Source organism: Pseudofulvibacter geojedonensis (assembly GCF_042675745.1).
In the GTDB taxonomy this organism is placed as follows: Bacteria; Bacteroidota; Bacteroidia; order Flavobacteriales; family Flavobacteriaceae; genus Pseudofulvibacter; species Pseudofulvibacter geojedonensis.
The window spans coordinates 323,925-343,831 of the sequence record NZ_JBHTJM010000008.1 but is presented as its reverse complement, the minus strand read 5'-3'; the positions used below and the strand labels follow the sequence as shown (position 1 = coordinate 343,831).

Here is a 19,907-nt window from a genome sequence, read left to right as displayed (position 1 = left end):
TGTTATTATTTGATTGAACATTAACAAAAATAATTGACTATATTAAGTTACGAAAAGTATTTTTAAAACTTTAGACTACCCAATAACATTTAACTTAGCAAAACGCAATAGCAATTTTTTTAATCCACCATTTTCAAAAAGTATTTCGGCTTTTTTATCTCCTCCAACTCCTTCTAACCTAACTACTTTTCCCTTTCCAAAACGAATATGCTCTACAATATTACCTGCTTCTAAAGTTGTACCTAAATTATTAGCTGTATTAGAAGCCCCTCCTCCTGGTTTTATCTTACGTAATTTTCTACTAGCAGCTTCACTATCAAATCGTTTAGGTGGTGTTCCTGATACTGGTTTTTTTAATCGAAGTTTACTTTTATCTACTTCGCCAAAAATATCAGCATCTATCATAGGCTTATACCTACGCTCGTGAATTGGCGTTAAATATTCTAAATATTTCTCATCTATTTCTTCAATGAATCTACTAGGCTCGCAATCAACTAGTTTTCCCCAACGATACCTACTCTGTGTATATGTTAAATATGCTTGCTTTTCTGCTCTGGTTAAAGCTACGTAAAATAGCCTACGCTCTTCTTCTAATTCACTACGAGTGTTCATACTCATAGCAGAAGGAAACAAATCTTCTTCTAAACCTACAATATACAAATACGGGAATTCTAACCCTTTAGATAAATGAATCGTCATTAACGCCACTCTATCATCATCTCCTGTATCTTGATCTAAATCTGTTGCAAGAGCTACATCTTCTAAAAACTCTGCTAAAGAACCTGTTGTTCCATCTAATTCTTTTTGCTCTTCAACAAAATCTTTAACCCCATTTAACAGCTCTTCTATATTTTCTAAACGAGCTACTCCTTCAGGAGTTCCATCTTTCTTTAATTCCTGTAACAATCCAGTTTTTTTTGCTACATGCTCTGCAACTTCGAATGCATTAGCATTTTGATTCATTATTTGAAAACTCTGAATCATGGTTACAAAATTATCCAGTTTAGTTCTAGTTCCTGAGTTGATTTTTAACTCAGGTAACTTCTGAATATTCTGCATTACTTCAAAAATAGAACGCTTGTAATGATTAGCAGTTATAGTTAACTTTTCTAAAGTAGTCTGCCCTATTCCTCTAGCCGGATAATTAATAACTCTTTTTAAAGCTTCTTCGTCTGCAGGGTTAACTAATATTCTTAAATATGCTAATACATCTTTAATTTCTTTACGCTGATAAAAAGATAAGCCTCCATAAATTCTATACGGAATATCTCTTTTACGCAAAGCATCTTCCATAGCACGAGATTGAGCATTAGTTCTGTAGAGAATCGCAAAATCACCATTATTTAACTGGTGCTCCATTTTGTTTTCAAAAATAGAACTCGCTACATATCTACCCTCTTCCCCGTCTGTTACCAGTCTATTAACCTTAATCTTTCCTCCATCTTCATTATGAGTCCAAACATCTTTATCTAATTTGGTCTTATTATGCTCAATAACTGAATTGGCTGCCTCAACAATATTTTTAGTTGATCGGTAATTTTGTTCCAATCTATACATTTTAACTCCATGATAATCTTTTTGGAAGTTTAAAATGTTATTAATATTTGCTCCTCTAAAAGCATAAATACTTTGGGCGTCATCTCCTACAACACAAATATTCTGAAACTTATCTGATAATGCTTTAACTATTAAGTACTGAGAATGGTTGGTATCTTGATACTCATCTACCAATATATATCTAAATCGATTTTGATACTTGGCTAACACTTCAGGAAAACGAGTTAGTAGTTCGTTAGTACGAAGCAACAAATCATCAAAATCCATTGCGCCTGCCTTAAAACAACGCTCTACATATTCTTGATATATTTCACCTATTCTAGGTCTTTTAGCCATGGCATCTGCCTCTTGCAATTCTCCATTTTGGTAATATGCCTTAACAGTAATTAAGCTATTTTTAAAAGATGATATTCTACTTTGTACTTGCTTGTATTTATATACATCTTTATCTAATCCTTTTTCTTTAATTATAGAAGATATTAAACGCTGTGAATCTTGCGTATCGTATATTGTGAAGTTAGACGGATATCCTAATTTATCAGCTTCTATCCTTAAAATTTTAGCAAAAATAGAATGAAAAGTTCCCATCCATAAATTTTTAGCTTCAGAATTTCCCACTATAGCTGCTATACGCCCTTTCATTTCACGAGCAGCTTTATTCGTAAAAGTTAAGGACAAAATATTAAATGCATCTACCCCTTCGCTCATTAAATAAGCAATACGATAAGTTAATACTCTCGTTTTTCCAGAACCTGCTCCTGCAATAACAATCATTGGTCCTTCTTTATGTAAGGTAGGCTCTTTCTGTGCAGAATTTAATTCTGCTATATAATCTTGTATATTCTTCTTCATAATCGCTTCAAAAATAAGATTATCAGTTACTAGAAACAACTACCTTTATTGAAAGTTATAAACTAAATTCATTTTAAATTAACAATACTTTTTTTAAATATAATATCTATTGGTATTTTTGAATAAATCAGTGATTATTTTATGAATACAATTCTAAACTTCTTAGGTACTATTTCTTGGTGGATGTGGATTATTATTGGTTTACTTATACTTGCCATAAGAGATATTATTCAGCGTAGCCATGCTATTAGTCATAATTTTCCTATTCTAGGTCATATTAGATACCTATTTGAAAGTATTGGCCCTGAAATTCGCCAGTATTTTGTTGCAAATAACAGAGAAGAGTTACCTTTTAATAGAATTGAACGCGGTTGGATTTATGCCTCTGCAAAACAGGAAAACAACTACGAAGGCTTTGGTACCGATAGAGATATCTATGCTCATCAGCACATTTTTATAAACAATGCAATGATGCCCTATCAAATAGGTGAAAATCATCCTAACAAGATAGACAAGTCTTTTATTCCTTGTGCAAAAGTAATGGGGTTACATAGCAAAAGGAGAAAACCGTACAGACCAGCATCTGCCATAAATGTATCTGCAATGAGTTTTGGTTCATTATCTGCTAGAGCAATAGACTCATTAAATAAAGGTGTAAAAATTGCTGGTGCTTATCACAATACAGGTGAAGGTGGATTATCTCCTTATCATAGTAATGGTGGTGATGTAGTTTTCCACTTCGGAACAGGTTATTTTGGAGTTCGGGCTGAAGACGGTGGGTTTTCTATGGAGAAAATGATAAAACTAGTTGAAGATAATCCATTTATTAAAGCTATAGAAATTAAGTTATCTCAAGGGGCTAAACCTGGAAAAGGAGGAGTTCTACCTGGTAAAAAAATAACCGCAGAAATAGCTAAAATTAGAGGAGTTGAAATAGGTAAAGATGTATTATCTCCTCCTAACCATAAAGCTTTTTCTAATGTACCAGAAATGGTTGATTTTATTGAAGCCATAGCAGAAGCTACTGGTTTACCTGTAGGTATCAAAGCTGCAATTGGAAAATTAGACCAATGGGAGGAATTGGCAGACATTATGGTAAAAACCGGCAAAGGACCAGACTTTATTGCTGTAGACGGAGGTGAAGGAGGAACTGGGGCTGCTCCACCTAGTTTTGCAGATCATGTATCCTTACCTTGGGTTTATGGATTTTCAGATTTATACAAATTGTTTCAATCTAAAAACCTAACTGAACGTATTGTTTTTATTGGAAGTGGTAAATTAGGGTTTCCTGCTAAAGCAGCCATGGCCTTTGCTATGGGCGTTGATTGTATAAATGTTGCCCGAGAAGCCATGATGAGTATTGGTTGTATACAAGCTCAAGTTTGTCATACCAATTCGTGTCCGGCTGGAGTTGCTACACAGAATAAATGGTTACAACGTGGTATAGATGTGCCTATTAAATCAGAACGTCTTGCTCAATATTTCAAAACCTTTAGAAAAGAACTCATAGAAATTACTCATGCTGCTGGTCATGAACACCCTTGTCAGTTTACTATGAAAGATATTGAGGTTAATGTAGACGACCACAATTTATCTAAAGAATTGAATAAAACATATAATTACGAAAAAACACCCGTGCCTTTTTCTTCTGTAGAATACTTTAAAAAGTGTGAGTATTTAGGAGGGAAAGACTACATGGATAAATCTACTAGAATATATACATCTGTATTAAAAAAATAAACTTATTTTTAGCCTTCAAATTTCTTAAACATGGATTTACAAAAAATTACCGAGCTCATTTTATATCTTTTTCCTGCTATTATTACTGGTGGAGTTGCCTATATGTTTTTTAAGAAACATACAGCCAATGAAGAAGGTAGAAGGCGATATTTAATTCAAAAAGAAGCTCAAGCTACCGCCCTGCCACTGCGATTACAAGCTTATGAGCGTATGGCATTATTTTTAGAACGCATTAATCCATCTAGCTTACTTTTAAGAGTGAACCCTATAAGTAATGATAAAGACCAGTACCAACAATTAATAGTTGCCAATATAGAACAAGAATTTGAACATAATCTAGCTCAACAAGTGTATATAAGTGACGAATGTTGGAATGTTATAAAAACAGCTAAGAGTACTACTATACAAATGGTTAGAAATGTTGCTGGAAATCCGGAAACAGAAGATGCTAATAAACTGAGAGAGATTATATTAACTAGTCTATTAGATAAATCTTCCCCTTCAGAAACAGCAATGGCCTTTGTTAAAAGTGAAGTTGGCGAAATGTTTTAATTCATCACAAAACATCCCATCAATCAAACCGTAATTATGGTTCTATGAACATTATTCTCTATAAATTTTATAGAGTAATAAACTGTTTAACAATTATTTATGTAGTTTATCGGATATTTTACACGTAAACCCTTGTTTTTCAGATATTTGTACTAACAAAACAAGAGATTGTATCTTTTTTTAGTGAAGTTGCAAACACATTGAACATAAATAAATAGTAAATTATTTTGGGGCTACTTATGACTGTTTGGCTATACTTACTTGAAAAAATATCCTTGTTAACAATATAAAAGCTGGTTGTTGAGTGTCATAAACAACTAGCTTTTTTATTTCAACGAAGTTCCATTTTTTTTCTTAGCATGCATATAGCCCAACTCCCACCATAGAGTCATTTGCTTTTTATTAAAAACCAATGAGTTATCGGTTAATTTAGTCGGAGTATAATATATATTTAGTTTTACATTGTTATGCTTAGCCGCTAGTTTCCCCAGAGCAATATCTTTTTTCTCTACCTGATCTAATAAACTATCAAATAAATCAATCATCATAGAAAAAGGGTTTTTACCTATAACCTTTCTGTAAGAAAAAGCTTCTGTTTCTAAAATAATTGCATCTATTTCTGTTGCTCCTCTAGCTATAGCCTCCTGCAAAGGAACTATACAAGAAAAACCTCCATCTGCATACTCATGCTCATCTTTTTTTACCAAACTCATAAAAGGAACATAATTACAAGATATCCAAATCCATTCAATATATTCTTCATAAGTAAAGTCTCTAATAGATTTATATTCTACTCTATTTAAAGTTAAATTAGTTACAGTAATAATTATATCTTTATGAGTAGCTCTTATTTCATTAAAATCGGTTTCGCTAATACTATTTTGAATAAGTTTTTTTAGTCGTTTGCTCTCTCCAAAAGTTCTTTTTCCTTTTATAAGCTGCCTTAACACATTAAAATGATGAATTCTAACAAATTCTTCACCTTTTCTATGTCTTATTAAAAAAGGTGCGATACTAAAAATACTATGTTGATTTACGTTGGTGTAGACCCCCTGTATCTTTTTAATTTTCTGAATAGATAAATGAGGAATTAACAAACTACCTGTAGATGATCCTAAATACAAATCGTAATCACGTTTTAGCTCCGTAATAAGATATTCGGCCACTCCACCTGCAAAGGCCCCTTTACTTCCTCCTCCTGATATAACTAGAGCTTTCAAATAGTTTTAATTATAAATATTAAATAATTTACGTGTTATTATTGAATTATTCAAAAAGATACGACAACTATTTATTTTCTTGGGTTATTTGGTTCAATAGCTTTTTACAAAATGAACGAAATCGCCAATTATGGTGGGTGCTTGCCTGGTATAAATTCTTTAATGTTATTGAACTAATTAACTCTAATTCGTTTAAATATTGAAATGCATTTCTCCTCACTTCAAAATGAAAAGCCGGGTGGGTATAATTTTCTAATTCCTTATAAAACTTATTATAATCTCCTTTCTGAAATCCTTCTGTATTTAATGCGAGAGCTAACCATAGTGTCCTAATGTTTCTATTATTAAAACCTATTATGTTTTTTGTTTGATTTAAATATTTCTCTCTATCATCTGGAAAATTCACCCATAAATTATACAAAGCATTTTCTATAGTTTGATAAGATGTATCATTTAGCAAAGATTCGTATTTACCCTTTAAGTCATGTGGAATTTCTCTCATAGAATTAGCTATATATTGACGAGTTTTTAACTCTGACTTAAATCCTTCTTTAATTAAATCCATTGAAGTAGGATAATCTTTTTTAATCAACGACTCTCCTAGTACAACATTCTTAACTCTGTAATTTCCTTTTGGTAATTGGGTAATAAGACTTGATACAATAATTGAATCATTATTGTTAGTTCTGTACCTAAGATATTCATTTGTTTTATGGGTTTCTAAAAAACCAATATCTTCATTTTCTTCTATAAGTTTTATCAAGGCAGATTGAGGAAATTCTGTAGATAGCAACCAATCTTGCCTAAAGTTATTTAAGTTAACCCTTTTTGTTTCTTCAATAATGCTCAAAAAATCTTCTGTTTCAACATTTTTATATTGATAATTTTTTAAATATTTCTTGACTGAGTTCTTAAAAACTTCATCGCCTACTAAATCACGTAAACTGTGTAAAGCCCAAGCTCCTTTTTTATAAAAGGTTAAACTACTAGCTTTTGGATTCATTAACGGAATGGTATCTTTCTCTTGAGCATTAATAATCTCCTGCGAATACTCATACAATTTATGTTGATAATGTTTTTCTCCAAACAATTTCTTTTCAGCTAATAAAGCATAGTACGTAGCAAAACCTTCATGCAACCAATGATGGGTACCATGAGTTTCGGTTACCAAATCGCCAAACCATTGGTGAGCTAACTCATGCGCATTTACATTTACATAATTTTTATCTATAAAAGCAGTATCATTAACCACAAAAGCATCAGAAAATATGGTAAGACTTGTATTTTCCATACCTGCATATAAAAAGTCTTTAACTGGTACTTGCTTGTAATTTTTCCAAGGATACGGAACTCCTATTTCTTCTTCTAAAAAATCAAACATTTGTTTAGAATAGCGGTAAGTAGATTCAAACTTAACCGAATCTTTAGGATAGTAATACATTTCTAAAGGAATACCACTAGCAGATTTTTCTACTTTTTTATTGTAATTACCAATAGCCAACGCTACTAAATAAGAACTCATAGGTTTTTGCATATCGTATTGCCAAGTAAGAATTGAATCGTTTTTCTTCTTTTTAGATATGAGCTTTCCGTTAGCTATGACATCATAATTTTTGTGAAATGACACTGATAAATCAAACTCTATCTTATCATTCATATCGTCTATACTAGGCAACCAGTTAGAAGTATATTTACCTTGACCTTGAGTCCAGATTTGTGGATTCGCTTCCGGATGATTTGGATGCTCCCAGTCTATAAAATATAAAGCTTTTTTAGGGTATGTTATATACCCCAAATTAATCTTATACTTGTTGCCTTTCTTGAAAGGGTAATTATAAATAATATGCTTATCAGTAAACTTATGAAATATTCTTTCACTAGAATTTAAAGCTGATTGAGCATGAGAAAAACTCTTAGCATCTAAATAAATTGAATCAACATCCTTTAATATCTTAAATTCATAAATAACATTTCCTCTCACCTCTTTTGCCTTTGGAAGAATAGAAATTTCAGCTTTGCATCTTAAAAAATCAACATTATTGGTTTGCTGCCCAAAAGATTTACTAATGAATACAAACATTAATAGTAAAATATAATATCTCATGCCATAAAACTATCAAAAATGACTCCAAAAAAAAAGCAAATCACAACTAAGTGATTTGCTTTAAAGCATATTTATATTATTATTTTACTAATTTACTGTTGGAGCAGTAATAGCTGTATTACTTTTAACTATTACATAAGTAGAAGTTGCATAATAAGCATTACCGTTTTGCGTGTCATTAGTCCAATCTTCATAATCATATTCAAAAGTAAAAGTAGAACCAGCCATAGAATTTCCAAAAGTATCTATTCTATTTGGCACTGCCATACCAGGACACCACCCTGCTCTATCAGGCATCCAATTACCTGGAGCTTGATTATTTATTGGGTTAGAAGCGCACCCCATTGGCCCCATATAATGCTGAAAAGTATTCGCCCCGTCTATTTTTACATCATGAGTTCTAAAACACCATTCTGCACAAGGCCTATTCCCCGAATCATATGGTGTTGCATGTCCCCAACCAGAAATAGTTGTTCTTAAGTGTGTGCTTTCTGCATTTGCAGGTATAGTAACTTGCTTATCTAAATCAAAATTATGAGATTCACCGTATGGTACTCCATCAATAGAATTGATATGATATGGTAAAACTTCAGCAACAGAATAGTACGGATAATCTGGTGTTCCCTCTATAAAATCAAAATCTACAGTAATTAAATCAGCTTTAGGAGTCCAATTTTCTATATAAATTCTCAATTCAACAGAACCTGTTAACAAAGATTTAAAGTCAGTCACATCAAACTCCAACCCCCTTTCAAGCAACTCAGTACCAACCCAATAAGGTGTAATATAACGTCCTATTTCAAACCAGTTTCCTGTTGCTGGATCTTTAACTTTTACATTAGCAAAACGATCCCAATCATCACAACCACTTGTTGGACAATCTATCTGTAAAAACATTTTTATTTCTGCAATATTATCTAAATCAGGATGCAATGTAAATGTTTGAGTAGCGGATTGATTGTATCCTCCTCCAAAAGCTATTGGTTGTTCATTAAAAGCTACATAATTATGAGTAATTGGTACTCCTGAACCTGATACGTTTTTAGTTATTGTTGTAACTCCTGTACTCTCTATTACTAATTGTCCAGAATGATCACCTACTGTAAGAGGAGAAAATCGAACATATACTTGCTGATTTCCTGAATTCGCTGTAGCAAAAGGGATTGTTAAAGTATCAGAATATGTTGAACCATCTAAAGATATTTTAAAATTATTATCAGAGATAGTAACACTAATATCTGCCGTTAAACCAGATGATTGAATTGTTATACTTTGCGAAGCAGAGCTTTGATTAATCAAAACATCTCCAAAATAACTTATATTACTTGTAGATGTCATAGCTGGCGCTATTGGGTCTGGTGGTGTAGTACCTCCACTTCCAGAATCATCACTACCTCCACAAGATAATAAAGCAAAGGTTAAAATTGTAAAAAATAAATGTGGTAATCTTTTCATATTTTAGAAATTAAATTGGGTTAATTACTCAAATTTACCAAAATATAAACGGCACTATATTTATAGGGACAGAACATCCTTTTTTAAGGATATATAGTCCTGTTAATTCATTATATTTGATTTTTAAATCAAAAAAATTGAGTGTTTTACAAACTCCCATAGACTATTTAAAAACTGTTGGTCCCAACAGAGCAGACTTACTAAAAAAAGAGTTAGGAGTTTACACCTATCAAGATTTACTCAATTTATTCCCAAACAGATATTTAGATCGTACTCAGTACTACAAAATTAATCAGCTACAACGTAATTCTGCAGAAGTTCAAATAGTAGGCAAGATTATCCATATAAAAATGGTTGAGCAGAAAAGAGGTAAACGATTGGTTGCTACTTTTGCTGATGAAACTGGTGAAATGGAGCTTGTTTGGTTTCGCGGACATAAATGGATAAAAGACAGTTTAAAATTAAATACTCCTTACGTTATCTTTGGTAAATGCAATTGGTACAATGGTTTTACAATGCCTCACCCAGAACTAGAGTTATTGGCAGAGCATAAAGCTAGTATTAAGTCAAGCATGCAAGCTATTTACCCTTCTACTGAAAAATTAAATAACAAAGGAATTTCTAACCGAATAAAAATAAAACTTGTTCAAATTCTTTTTGAAGAAACCAAAGGACGATTTCAAGAAACCTTATCTCCAAATATATTAGAAGAGTTTAATCTGTTAAGTAAATCTGAAGCTTTAAGAAATATTCATTTTCCTAAAAATGCAGAGCTATTAGCTAAAGCTCAATTCAGGTTGAAATTTGAAGAGTTATTCTATATTCAATTACAATTAGTTAGAAAAAATATAACTAGAAAACATAAAATTAAAGGATATCCGTTTGATCAAGTTGGAGAACTATTCAACGAGTTCTATCAAAATCACTTGCCTTTTGAACTCACTAATGCTCAGAAAAGAGTAATTAAAGAGATAAGAAATGATTTAGGTAGCTCAGCTCAAATGAATAGGCTATTACAAGGTGATGTTGGTTCTGGAAAAACAATTGTTGCTTTAATGACTGTTTTACTTGCCATAGATAATGACTTTCAAGCTTGTTTAATGGCTCCTACAGAAATATTAGCTACTCAACACTATAATGGTTTAAAAGAATTGGTAAAAGATTTACCCATTACACTTAAACTGTTAACGGGTTCTACCAAAACAGCTGAGAGAAAAGTTATTCATCAAGATTTAGAAGATGGTTCTCTTAATTTATTAATAGGAACTCATGCGGTTCTAGAAGACAAAGTTCAATTTAAAAACTTAGGTCTAGCTATTATAGATGAACAACACAGATTTGGTGTAGCACAAAGAGCTAAATTGTGGAAAAAAAATACTGTACCTCCTCATATTTTAGTAATGACAGCCACACCTATCCCGAGAACTCTAGCTATGAGTTTGTATGGTGACTTAGATATTTCTGTAATAGATGAATTACCCCCGGGTAGAAAACCAATAAAAACAGTACATCGATACGATAGCAATCGTTTAAAAGTTTTTGCGTTTATAAGAGATGAAATAAAGAAAGGAAGACAGGTTTATATTGTTTATCCATTAATTCAGGAATCTGAACAATTAGACTATAAAGATTTAATGGATGGTTTTGAAAGCATTTCCAGAGATTTTCCACAGCCAGGTTATCAAATATCAATCGTTCATGGTAAAATGAAACCTGCAGACAAAGAGTACGAAATGCAACGCTTTGCTAAAGGTGAAACTCAAATTATGGTAGCTACAACTGTTATAGAAGTTGGTGTAAACGTTCCTAATGCTAGTGTTATGATTATTGAAAGTGCTGAGCGTTTTGGTTTATCACAATTACACCAATTACGCGGACGTGTTGGTAGAGGTGCCGAACAGAGCTTTTGTATTTTAATGACTGGATATAAATTAAGTAACGAAGCCAAAACTAGGTTAGAAGCTATGGTGAAAACTAATGACGGCTTTGAACTTTCTGAAGTAGATTTAAAATTACGCGGACCAGGAGATATTATGGGAACTCAACAAAGTGGAATCTTAAATCTAAAAATAGCTGATATTGTTAAAGACAATGACATATTAAAACTAGCTAGACATACAGCAATTAGAACATTAAAAGAAGATCCTAATCTTAGTTTAGAAAAAAACAAACTAATTAACTATACCTACCAACTATTAGGTAAACACAAAAATATCTGGAACTATATTAGTTAAGCAAAACTTTTTTCATTGTTGAAGTCTTATTTACCGTTTCCTGAAATTCCATTTCAGGGTTAGAATCTTTTGTTATCCCTCCACCTACATAGATAGCAACTTGGTTATTTTCATATTGCATGCAACGAAGGTTTACAAACAAATTAGACTCTGTTGTAGAAAATTGATACGCTTTGTTCTCTGTATTTCTCCTATTATTTCTTCTTTCAATTGGTTTGTTTAACTCACCTAAAAACCCCGTATAATATTCTCTATCGTAGGTTTCATTCTTCATAATAAAATTCTTTGCTGCTTTTTTGGGCAATCCACATACTGCTGGGGTTGGATGCAATCTTTCAATCACCTCTTTTAAACTTACATTAAAACTTCCGGTAATATCTGTTCTAATATGTGCTAGTTTACCTGCTTGAACTGTATAAGGTTCACTTACCTGAAGTTTATTGGTAACAGTATTTAACTCTCCAATAATAAAATCAGTAACAAACTGTTGTTCTTGTTTTTCTTTATTTCCCCATGCTACTTCTTCTTTATACAATTGAGTTCCAGCTAATGCCATTGTCTTAAATCGCTTAGCATGAGTAGACAATAACACCTCTGGAGTAGCACCTAACCAACAACCAACTTTAGGATGATACCACACATATACAAATGCATTTAAATAAGTATTTAATAAAGCTTCAAACAAATCTATAGGTGATTTTTCACTGATTAAAACTGACTCTTTTCTAGAAAGAACCACCTTCTCAAACTCTCCTTTTTTTATAAATTCAACTCCTTTTTCTACTAAACTAATATGATCTTCTTTTCCAGCTTCATTATTAGCTATACTACCGGATTCATTAGTGTTTTCAGAAATATATCTTTCTTCTATTACTTTATCAAAAGGAATAATAACTGACTGATTCTCCATATTAAAGGGAGCCATTACAAATCCACTCTCATTAAAAGTAGTTGATAAATGCAATGTATTATCTTCTTGAAAAACCCCAGTTAAAACATCAGTTTTTGGCTTTTTATAAGCAACAAAAGGTAAATTAAAACCGTATTGAGTTTGTATTTTATTGAATAGAGTTTGTTTCATATATAAATTTTCAACCTCATCTTTATGAGATTCTGAAACAAGTTCAGAATGACGATAATTTATTTAGACAGTACAATATTAGTAAGTTTACATAAAGAAATTAGTTTGCCTTCTTCATCTTCAATTCGTATTTCCCACAAATGAGTTGTTTTTCCTTTATGTTTTATTCTTGCAGTGGCAAATACAAATCCGTCTCGTTTACTTTTTAAATGATTAGCAGAAATTTCTAATCCTTTAACTGTAAACTTATCATTATCAATAAAAAAATGAGAAGCAGCACTACCAACACTTTCTGCCAACGCAACAGAAGCTCCACCATGTAAAAAACCCATTGGTTGGTGTACTTGAGCAGTAACAGGCATTTTAGCTGTTAAAAAATCTTCTCCACAATCTATATATTCAATAGAAAGGGTTTCCATTAATGTGTTTTTAGAAATTTTATTACACATTTCTAAAATTGCTTCTTTATCTAAAGTCATTGCAGTACTTTTATAGTGTAAAAATACAAATACCTATCAACATATTCCTAATGAACTACCAACCTATTTTAGAGAATGATTTTGTTAGATTAGAACCATTAACCATTAAAGATGTTAATAGACTAATTCTTGTTGCTCAAGAAGAAAACCTTATCCAGCATTCTCCGTCAATTATTAATTCTAAGGAATCACTTTCAAAATATATAGAAAAAGCTATTTCAGACAGAGTCAATAAAACTTCTATTCCTTTTATAATCTATCATAAAGGATTGAATAGTTATCTAGGTTCTACAAGATTTGGATTAATTAACAACTATAATAAAGTGTTACACATTGGTTGGACTTGGATTAGCAAATCTATTCAAGGAACCGGTATTAACCAGCAGATGAAATTTTTAATGCTACAATATGCTTTTGAGGTATTAGAATTTGAAAAAGTAGAGTTTAAAATTGATGAACGAAATATTCGTTCTAGAAAAGCTGTAGAAAAAATTGGAGGAACACTTGAAGGTGTTTTAAGAAAAGATACGCTAATGAAAGATGGTTTTAGAAGATCTACTTGTTGCTATGGTATTCTAAAAGAAGAATGGCCACATATAAAAAGTTCAATCTTTAAAGGTTTTGAAAATGACTGAAGAAAAAACAATTAGTTATACTATAAACAATACTTATTCTACTTTAAATAAGCTTACAAATGCAACCAAAAATAATTGGTTTGTTATTCACGGATTAGGCTTTTTGAGTAAATATTTTATTAAATATTTTGATGAATTAAATAAGGAAGAAAACTACATCGTTGCTCCTCAAGCTCAAAACAAACATTACTTAAAAAATCAATACAAGCACGTAGGAACTACTTGGTTAACTAAAAACAATACTCAATTTGATATTGTAAATGTTTTGGCTCATTTAGATGCTGTTTACTCCGCTGAAGGATTACCAGAAAGTACTAACAATATACTATTAGGTTTCTCTCAAGGAGTCTCTATTGTAACCAGATGGGTTGCTTCCCGACAAATACCTTGCAACACTTTGGTTTTATATGCTGGTAAGATTCCTAGAGAATTTAAACCCAATCATTTTAAACATATTAGTAGGGTATTATTAATTGTTGGAGATAAAGATGAATATGTAACAACCGAGGTTTTACTAGCTGAAACTAAATATGCTCAAGAACTATTTGGCAATAAACTAGAAATAAAAGTTTTTGACGGTACTCACGAAATGAAAAAGAACATTATTAACTCAATTTTAAGCTAGTCTACTCTCCCTTGGGGAGAGGATTGAAGTGAGGGTGAATGAAAAATTTAAAAGAACATATTAACCAGTGTACTACTTGTGCTCCTTTTTTTAAGCACCAACCAAGACCCGTTTGCACATTTCACTCAAATTCTAAAATTGTAATTATTGGGCAAGCTCCAGGAACAAAAGTTCATCTTTCTGGAATTCCTTGGAATGATAAAAGCGGAGAGAATTTACGAAACTGGATGGGTATTGATTCTGAAACTTTTTACAACGAAAAACTCATTTCTATTGTACCTATGGGTTTTTGCTATCCTGGAAAAGGAAAAACAGGCGATTTACCTCCTAGAAAAGAATGCGCTCCCAAATGGCATCCTGAGATTTTTAAACAATTAAAAAATGTTGAGTTGGTATTATTAGTTGGTAAATACGCTCAAGATTATTATTTAAAAGAAACCAAGAAAAGAACCCTAACAGAAACGGTATTAAACTATAAAGAATACATGCCCAACTATTTTGTATTACCACACCCCTCTCCTAGAAATAATATCTGGATGAAGAAAAATGAGTGGTTTAAATATGAGGTTATTCCAAGTTTGCAAGAAATAATAAAAAGGATATCTCATAATAATTAATTTTATAACTCGTTAGACTAACAACTAACTAAGTGCAAATGAAAAAATCACTCAATATTGTATTTCTTCTATTTTCATCATTAATTTTTGCTCAAAAAGAGATAGATACCAGCCAAATCGAATATATAAGAAGATCTTATCAATTTGATTATGACAAAAAAGTCCTAACAACTTTAGGGCCTAATTCTTTAATTAAATACAAAAGTGGCTTATATAAAACAACCGATATAATGGGCTATACAACTATAAAAGATTATCATGTAAATCACTGGCAATCAGTTTACAATAATTTAGGAAAAACCTACATGCGATCAGATAAAACCTCTAAAAGAATTTACTATTATCGTGGAGAAATTATAGACTCTATAAGGGTTACTTACAAAAACAACTTCAAAAAAGACACAATTATTATTCCTAAAAATAATAGCAAAAGCAATAATTATCCAAAAAACATATATAAAAATAGCTTAATTCAAGAAAGAATTCATAATGATCAAAGAATTGAATTTTTCAAATACGATAAAAACAAAAACTTAATAAAAAAAGGATTTAAGGGAACAAAAAATCATACTAACAGTTATCAATATAATGATGAAAATAAATTAATATCTAGATCTAATTACAGGATTAGAAAAAACACATTACTCATATTCAATTATAATTATTATTATAATGAAAGAGGTTTACTTATAAGAATAGATAAATATCTTTATATTAATAAAATAGATCATTCAAAAGAGCCTATTTCATGTACATTATACCATTATGATTATCAATAATTACTTTACAAGCTTATCAACAATATCTTTAACAGGTAATATAGCCTTGGTGTACTCTATGCTTGGTCCAGCAACCCAAACGGTTTTATAAGTAGCTTTATTTGCAGCATTGGCAACGGCTTTCATACCAATAGAAAAACGAATCATCTTCACCCACTTTTTCAGTTTCCTATTTTTGTTCAGGATAGACTCTATCCATGTTTGTTTGGTTCCAATCTTTTCTACATAAGGAGTTTTAATTACGGTACAAGGGGTTCCTGAAATACGCTCTGTCATGATTATATCTTCGGCTCCATAATCTACACAAGCTTGTTTGTATTCTTGAGATACTGAAGCTTCTTCACTTGCTATAAACGGACTTCCTACAGAGACACCAACAGCTCCATAAGATAACATCTCATCTATATCTTGCTTACATCCTACTCCTCCAGCAGAAATAACTGGTATAGAACAAGCTTCATTAATAGATTCTATTAGTTGTTTTGGAGACATATCACCTCTATGCCCACCTGCTTCATTGTTAACAGCAATAATAGCATCTCCACCTAAACCTTCTACCTTTTTGGCCATTGCCACATCTACAACATCACAAAAAACTTTAATTCCTACTTTGTGTGCTGCTTCTATGGTTGATTTTGGACTACCTAAAGAAGTTATTATAAAATCTGCTCCTTCTTCACAAATCACTTCTAATTGCCCTTTAAACTTTGGGTTAGATTTGTTTACTATTAAATTGAAACCAAAAGCTCCGTTATCTGTCTTGGCTGCTTTTAACTCTTTACAAGCTGCTCTTAATTCATCTAAAGTTCTATAATTAAGTGCTGGAATACAAGTAGCTATTCCTTGTTTCATTCCCTCTATAGACATAGCTACATTAGATACTAAAAACATTGGTGCCATGATTACTGGATGCTCTATTTGTAATAATTCTTGTAAAGTTTCTTTAACCATTTGAAAAGAAGATTTTATCTTATAAATTTACATCAAATATAGCATTTTATTATTATGCTTGCATAATTTATTTTCATGAATTCTACAATTTCAATTATAAAATTTCAAGATGATTACGCTAAAGACTTTGCTAGCCTAAATTATGAATGGTTAGAAAAATATTTTGTTATAGAACCGCATGATACAGAGATGCTAGAAAACCCCAAAGAATATATTATTGATAAAGGTGGTGAGATATTTTTGGCAAAAATTAAAGATGAAATTGTTGGTACTGTTGCTTTAATAAAGATTAAGGATGGTGAGTTTGAACTAGCAAAAATGGCTGTTACCGAAAAGTATAAAGGTTGTAAAATTGGCCATCAATTAATGGAAGCTACTATTAATTATGCCAAAGAGAAACAAATTAACTCCTTGATGTTAGAATCTAATAGAAAGTTAAAACCTGCTTTATATTTATATAAAAAATTTGGTTTTAAAGAAGTGCCCACAGACCCTAATAGCCCCTATGAAAGAGCTGATATAAAAATGGTTTTAAAGTTTAACTAACCATTTTGTAAAATTTCTTAATAACCGTTAAACTTTTGTTTGATGAGATGTAATCGGTAATGATTTCTTTACGTAACATATCTATATCAGTATTGTAATATCTGGCCCATTTATCTTCAGAAAACAACTTTCTTATTTGTTTTACCCTTTTTTGAGCCTCTAAAGCAGTAAACAAGACTTTGCCTTCTTTATTACTAATTCCTATATGTTGAAAATTCACTTTTTTCGATTCAAAATCAACTAAAATATAAAAAAGCTTATCGGTATCATTTAAATGATAGAAATCGGTCCACTTAGCAAAACCTAAATGATATTGTTGATTCTTATAAGCTGAATTAGCTAACAACTTCCATCTACAATTAGCTACTCTTCCCCAATGATCTGAATACCTGTATACTCCTTCTTCTGTATAATGATATAAAGAATCTGATTTACTTTTATAATGAGCCGGATTCTCTTTAAAAAGATTTTCAGACACTTCTTGAAATTCGCAATAGGTATGCTTGAAGAAATTATATTTATTATAAATTTTCAAAGGATTAATTTTTTGAGGCATCAAAATTACAACAATCCTTCTTTTTCTCTTTGTTTCTGAATAAAATCTACTCCACAGCTTAGCTTTTTAGCTATTTTATCTTTAGGTGTCATCATTCTCCAAAAAGGAGTAATTTCCTCTATAGGTTTTCCTTGTTCTAATTCTTCTAATGCAGCTTCTGCAACTGTACGTAAAAAAATACTAGAAGTTACCGGACATGTTTTTTCTGCTCCATATTCTATTGCTAAATCATTGCGCATCGTAGGTATATCTATTTCATTCCCCTTCTCTATACACTTAACATATTCATCAACTATTTTAGGGGTAGCTATAAACATTTTGCATCCTTCAGGCATATCAGCAAAACGCTTATCAATCCTTTTTATGATAAACTCCTTTTTAGCATCTCGCTTTTCTATCCAAGTTTTCTTTGCCATACTATTTTTTAAAAGCTGCTTCATAAGTTGCTATCCATTCTTTTGGAGTTACTTTAGACACCAAGTCTCCTAATAACTTATACGGTATATGTGCTTCTTTTTTAAAACGAATACAGCTTTTACCCATATTCAGCTTTACTTTTATATCTGTTTTTGTATATTCCTTTGTTAACCAATCCATTAACTCTTTATTAGCATAAATTCCCATATGGTAAAAACCAATATGAGCTTTTTGAGAAGCCAAGCTTATAAATGGTAGCGGTAGTTTAGGATCACAATGGTATCCATTTGGATATAATGAATGTGGTACTACATAGCCCAACATTCCATAGCTCATTACCTCTTCAAATCCATCTGGTAAATTATCTAATATAGTGTTTCTAAGCTTTTTAATAACTTCTTTTCTATCATCAGGTAATTCTGCTATATATTGCTCTGGCGTTGTAGCTTTAGATTGCATATAATAAATATTGATTAGTTTATAAATTTAGAAAAATCTATTTTATAAATTCTACTCAACCCATTATTATATTTGTTTATTTCTGACATAAACTCTGTAGTTGAGTAATTGTTTCCTGTTTTAATAGTAGATCTTCTACTAGTAAAATACAAAGTCTTAGAAGGCATATGTACAAACGGACAATAATCCATTTGTTGAGAATTATAATTTTCTCCTAAGTTCTTAGCTGGAGTCCATTTACCTTCTTTTTTATAACTTATATACATATCTCCACTTCCCAATCCATCTTTTCGTTTATATGCTCCGAATAGTATAAAACTTTCATCTGGCGCAACGAAAGCATTGTATTCATAACCTTCTGAGTTAATTGCTACTGATAAAGAAATAGTTTCTTGGTAACTCTGGTCTTTCCACTCAGATAAAAAGATATCATCTTTACCTTTTGCTGTAGGCTTATCACTTGTAAAGTACATATTTTTAGAATTAGTAATTACTGGATAGAACTCGTTGTATTCTGTATTTATAGGGGCTCCTAAATTTCTAGGTTTAGACCAGTTACTTGTTTTAGATTTACGCTCAACGACCCAGATATCATAATCTTTAGGATTCTCTTCTGATTCATTTAAAGGTCTGTTAGAAACAAAATATAATTGCAAACCATCTGGAGATAAAAAAGGTTCTAAGTCTTTATACTTTCCCGAAAAAGATACTAAAACTGGACTTTGCCAGTTTCCCTCTTTTTTTACTGTTTTAAAAATACCCGATACTTCTTCATTAGGACTCTGCACTGTAAAATAGGCCTCGTTTGAGTTATTAGAAATTGTAAAATCTCTTGTTTTAGCAAAATCTTTTAAGTTGGGTAATGCTGGTTCTTGGCTAAATGCAAATAATTGTACCCATATTGCAAGTACAGAAAAAAGAAATTTCATAGTGTAGTTTTTAAAACTTAAAAGTAAAACTAAACTAAAAACCCTCTTTTGTTTTTATAAATATTTTAACAATAAAATCAATATAAAAAGGCAACCCTAATTGGGTTGCCTTGAATATT

General features: G+C 31.2%; 19 protein-coding genes. 8 read left to right on the top strand and 11 right to left on the bottom strand.

All coding sequences use genetic code 11. The features are described from left to right. Positions 1–75 precede the first annotated feature (75 nt). Entirely contained in the window at positions 76–2,409 is a 2,334-nt protein-coding gene (locus ACFQ1O_RS08845; RefSeq protein WP_377715495.1) for an ATP-dependent helicase, read from the bottom strand. A 141-nt stretch (positions 2,410–2,550) separates the two neighbouring features. Between ACFQ1O_RS08845 and ACFQ1O_RS08840 the strand changes: the two genes are divergently transcribed. Beyond that, positions 2,551–4,149 carry an FMN-binding glutamate synthase family protein gene (locus tag ACFQ1O_RS08840; protein WP_377715493.1) on the top strand — a complete coding sequence of 533 codons (1,599 nt, stop codon included), beginning with the start codon at positions 2,551–2,553 and terminating at the stop codon, positions 4,147–4,149. Positions 4,150–4,179: 30 nt separating this feature from the next. Then, positions 4,180–4,701 (top strand): DUF7935 family protein, encoded by a 522-nt coding sequence (locus tag ACFQ1O_RS08835; protein ID WP_377715491.1) that lies wholly within the window; start codon positions 4,180–4,182, stop codon positions 4,699–4,701. A gap of 326 nt (positions 4,702–5,027) precedes the next feature. Here ACFQ1O_RS08835 and ACFQ1O_RS08830 read toward each other — a convergent pair whose 3' ends face one another. From ACFQ1O_RS08830 to ACFQ1O_RS08820, 3 genes are all read right to left on the bottom strand, one after another. After that, positions 5,028–5,921 (bottom strand): patatin-like phospholipase family protein, encoded by an 894-nt coding sequence (locus tag ACFQ1O_RS08830; RefSeq protein ID WP_377715489.1) that lies wholly within the window; start codon positions 5,919–5,921, stop codon positions 5,028–5,030. A gap of 67 nt (positions 5,922–5,988) precedes the next feature. Next, positions 5,989–8,025: a M1 family metallopeptidase gene (locus tag ACFQ1O_RS08825; protein ID WP_377715487.1), complete on the bottom strand. Its 2,037-nt coding sequence runs from the start codon at positions 8,023–8,025 to the stop codon at positions 5,989–5,991. Between the two features lie 87 nt (positions 8,026–8,112). After that, on the bottom strand, positions 8,113–9,480 hold the full coding sequence (locus tag ACFQ1O_RS08820; RefSeq protein ID WP_377715485.1) for a peptide-N-glycosidase F-related protein: 1,368 nt from the start codon (positions 9,478–9,480) through the stop codon (positions 8,113–8,115). Positions 9,481–9,617: 137 nt separating this feature from the next. Here ACFQ1O_RS08820 and recG point away from each other — a divergent pair, with 137 nt between their 5' ends. Beyond that, positions 9,618–11,714, top strand: a complete 2,097-nt coding sequence (gene recG / locus ACFQ1O_RS08815) for an ATP-dependent DNA helicase RecG (protein WP_377715483.1) — start codon at positions 9,618–9,620, stop codon at positions 11,712–11,714. On the opposite strand, the gene ACFQ1O_RS08810 is transcribed toward recG, so the two are convergent. Beyond that, positions 11,707–12,795, bottom strand: a complete 1,089-nt coding sequence (locus tag ACFQ1O_RS08810; RefSeq protein ID WP_377715480.1) for a chorismate-binding protein — start codon at positions 12,793–12,795, stop codon at positions 11,707–11,709. The genes recG and ACFQ1O_RS08810 overlap by 8 nt on opposite strands. Before the next feature lie 59 nt (positions 12,796–12,854). Next, positions 12,855–13,274 carry a PaaI family thioesterase gene (locus ACFQ1O_RS08805; RefSeq protein ID WP_377715478.1) on the bottom strand — a complete coding sequence of 140 codons (420 nt, stop codon included), beginning with the start codon at positions 13,272–13,274 and terminating at the stop codon, positions 12,855–12,857. Positions 13,275–13,324: 50 nt separating this feature from the next. Here ACFQ1O_RS08805 and ACFQ1O_RS08800 point away from each other — a divergent pair, with 50 nt between their 5' ends. From ACFQ1O_RS08800 to ACFQ1O_RS08785, 4 genes are read left to right on the top strand one after another with little or no spacing between them, the layout of a single operon-like run. After that, positions 13,325–13,909: a GNAT family N-acetyltransferase gene (locus ACFQ1O_RS08800; protein WP_377715475.1), complete on the top strand. Its 585-nt coding sequence runs from the start codon at positions 13,325–13,327 to the stop codon at positions 13,907–13,909. Beyond that, positions 13,902–14,534: an alpha/beta hydrolase gene (locus ACFQ1O_RS08795; RefSeq protein WP_377715473.1), complete on the top strand. Its 633-nt coding sequence runs from the start codon at positions 13,902–13,904 to the stop codon at positions 14,532–14,534. The genes ACFQ1O_RS08800 and ACFQ1O_RS08795 overlap by 8 nt, the downstream gene beginning before the upstream one ends. Before the next feature lie 38 nt (positions 14,535–14,572). Continuing rightward, positions 14,573–15,151, top strand: a complete 579-nt coding sequence (locus ACFQ1O_RS08790; protein WP_377715470.1) for a uracil-DNA glycosylase family protein — start codon at positions 14,573–14,575, stop codon at positions 15,149–15,151. A gap of 38 nt (positions 15,152–15,189) precedes the next feature. Next, the gene (locus tag ACFQ1O_RS08785) at positions 15,190–15,930 is read left to right on the top strand and encodes a hypothetical protein (RefSeq protein WP_377715467.1); all 741 of its coding nucleotides are present in this window, start codon (positions 15,190–15,192) and stop codon (positions 15,928–15,930) included. Here ACFQ1O_RS08785 and ACFQ1O_RS08780 read toward each other — a convergent pair whose 3' ends face one another. After that, positions 15,931–16,881: an NAD(P)H-dependent flavin oxidoreductase gene (locus tag ACFQ1O_RS08780; protein ID WP_377715465.1), complete on the bottom strand. Its 951-nt coding sequence runs from the start codon at positions 16,879–16,881 to the stop codon at positions 15,931–15,933. It abuts the gene before it with no gap. Positions 16,882–16,956: 75 nt separating this feature from the next. Between ACFQ1O_RS08780 and ACFQ1O_RS08775 the strand changes: the two genes are divergently transcribed. After that, entirely contained in the window at positions 16,957–17,427 is a 471-nt protein-coding gene (locus ACFQ1O_RS08775; protein ID WP_377715463.1) for a GNAT family N-acetyltransferase, read from the top strand. Here the strand turns inward: ACFQ1O_RS08775 and ACFQ1O_RS08770 are convergent. The 4 genes from ACFQ1O_RS08770 to ACFQ1O_RS08755 are packed head-to-tail and all read right to left on the bottom strand — an operon-like array spanning position 17,420 to position 19,788. After that, positions 17,420–17,962, bottom strand: coding sequence for a hypothetical protein (locus ACFQ1O_RS08770; RefSeq protein ID WP_377715461.1), 543 nt, complete (start codon positions 17,960–17,962; stop codon positions 17,420–17,422). The two genes, ACFQ1O_RS08775 and ACFQ1O_RS08770, sit on opposite strands and share 8 nt — an antisense overlap. 26 nt (positions 17,963–17,988) lie before the next feature. Then, the gene (locus ACFQ1O_RS08765) at positions 17,989–18,399 is read right to left on the bottom strand and encodes a hypothetical protein (RefSeq protein WP_377715459.1); all 411 of its coding nucleotides are present in this window, start codon (positions 18,397–18,399) and stop codon (positions 17,989–17,991) included. Between the two features lies 1 nt (position 18,400). Then, entirely contained in the window at positions 18,401–18,859 is a 459-nt protein-coding gene (locus ACFQ1O_RS08760; RefSeq protein ID WP_377715457.1) for a DUF1801 domain-containing protein, read from the bottom strand. A gap of 14 nt (positions 18,860–18,873) precedes the next feature. Next, positions 18,874–19,788, bottom strand: a complete 915-nt coding sequence (locus tag ACFQ1O_RS08755; protein WP_377715455.1) for a TolB family protein — start codon at positions 19,786–19,788, stop codon at positions 18,874–18,876. Positions 19,789–19,907 lie beyond the last annotated feature (119 nt).

Excerpts from the sequence above, each read along its gene's own strand:
- ACFQ1O_RS08775 (WP_377715463.1), top strand. The coding sequence starts at position 16,957 with ATGAATTCTACAATTTCAATTATAAAATTTCAAGATGATTACGCTAAA.
- ACFQ1O_RS08805 (WP_377715478.1), bottom strand. The coding sequence starts at position 13,274 with ATGACTTTAGATAAAGAAGCAATTTTAGAAATGTGTAATAAAATTTCT.
- ACFQ1O_RS08755 (WP_377715455.1), bottom strand. The coding sequence starts at position 19,788 with ATGAAATTTCTTTTTTCTGTACTTGCAATATGGGTACAATTATTTGCA.
- ACFQ1O_RS08810 (WP_377715480.1), bottom strand. The coding sequence starts at position 12,795 with ATGAAACAAACTCTATTCAATAAAATACAAACTCAATACGGTTTTAAT.
- ACFQ1O_RS08795 (WP_377715473.1), top strand. The coding sequence starts at position 13,902 with ATGACTGAAGAAAAAACAATTAGTTATACTATAAACAATACTTATTCT.
- ACFQ1O_RS08820 (WP_377715485.1), bottom strand. The coding sequence starts at position 9,480 with ATGAAAAGATTACCACATTTATTTTTTACAATTTTAACCTTTGCTTTA.
- ACFQ1O_RS08765 (WP_377715459.1), bottom strand. The coding sequence starts at position 18,399 with ATGGCAAAGAAAACTTGGATAGAAAAGCGAGATGCTAAAAAGGAGTTT.
- ACFQ1O_RS08760 (WP_377715457.1), bottom strand. The coding sequence starts at position 18,859 with ATGCAATCTAAAGCTACAACGCCAGAGCAATATATAGCAGAATTACCT.
- ACFQ1O_RS08835 (WP_377715491.1), top strand. The coding sequence starts at position 4,180 with ATGGATTTACAAAAAATTACCGAGCTCATTTTATATCTTTTTCCTGCT.
- ACFQ1O_RS08800 (WP_377715475.1), top strand. The coding sequence starts at position 13,325 with ATGAACTACCAACCTATTTTAGAGAATGATTTTGTTAGATTAGAACCA.
- ACFQ1O_RS08785 (WP_377715467.1), top strand. The coding sequence starts at position 15,190 with ATGAAAAAATCACTCAATATTGTATTTCTTCTATTTTCATCATTAATT.
- ACFQ1O_RS08780 (WP_377715465.1), bottom strand. The coding sequence starts at position 16,881 with ATGGTTAAAGAAACTTTACAAGAATTATTACAAATAGAGCATCCAGTA.
- ACFQ1O_RS08790 (WP_377715470.1), top strand. The coding sequence starts at position 14,573 with ATGAAAAATTTAAAAGAACATATTAACCAGTGTACTACTTGTGCTCCT.
- ACFQ1O_RS08840 (WP_377715493.1), top strand. The coding sequence starts at position 2,551 with ATGAATACAATTCTAAACTTCTTAGGTACTATTTCTTGGTGGATGTGG.
- ACFQ1O_RS08825 (WP_377715487.1), bottom strand. The coding sequence starts at position 8,025 with ATGAGATATTATATTTTACTATTAATGTTTGTATTCATTAGTAAATCT.
- ACFQ1O_RS08845 (WP_377715495.1), bottom strand. The coding sequence starts at position 2,409 with ATGAAGAAGAATATACAAGATTATATAGCAGAATTAAATTCTGCACAG.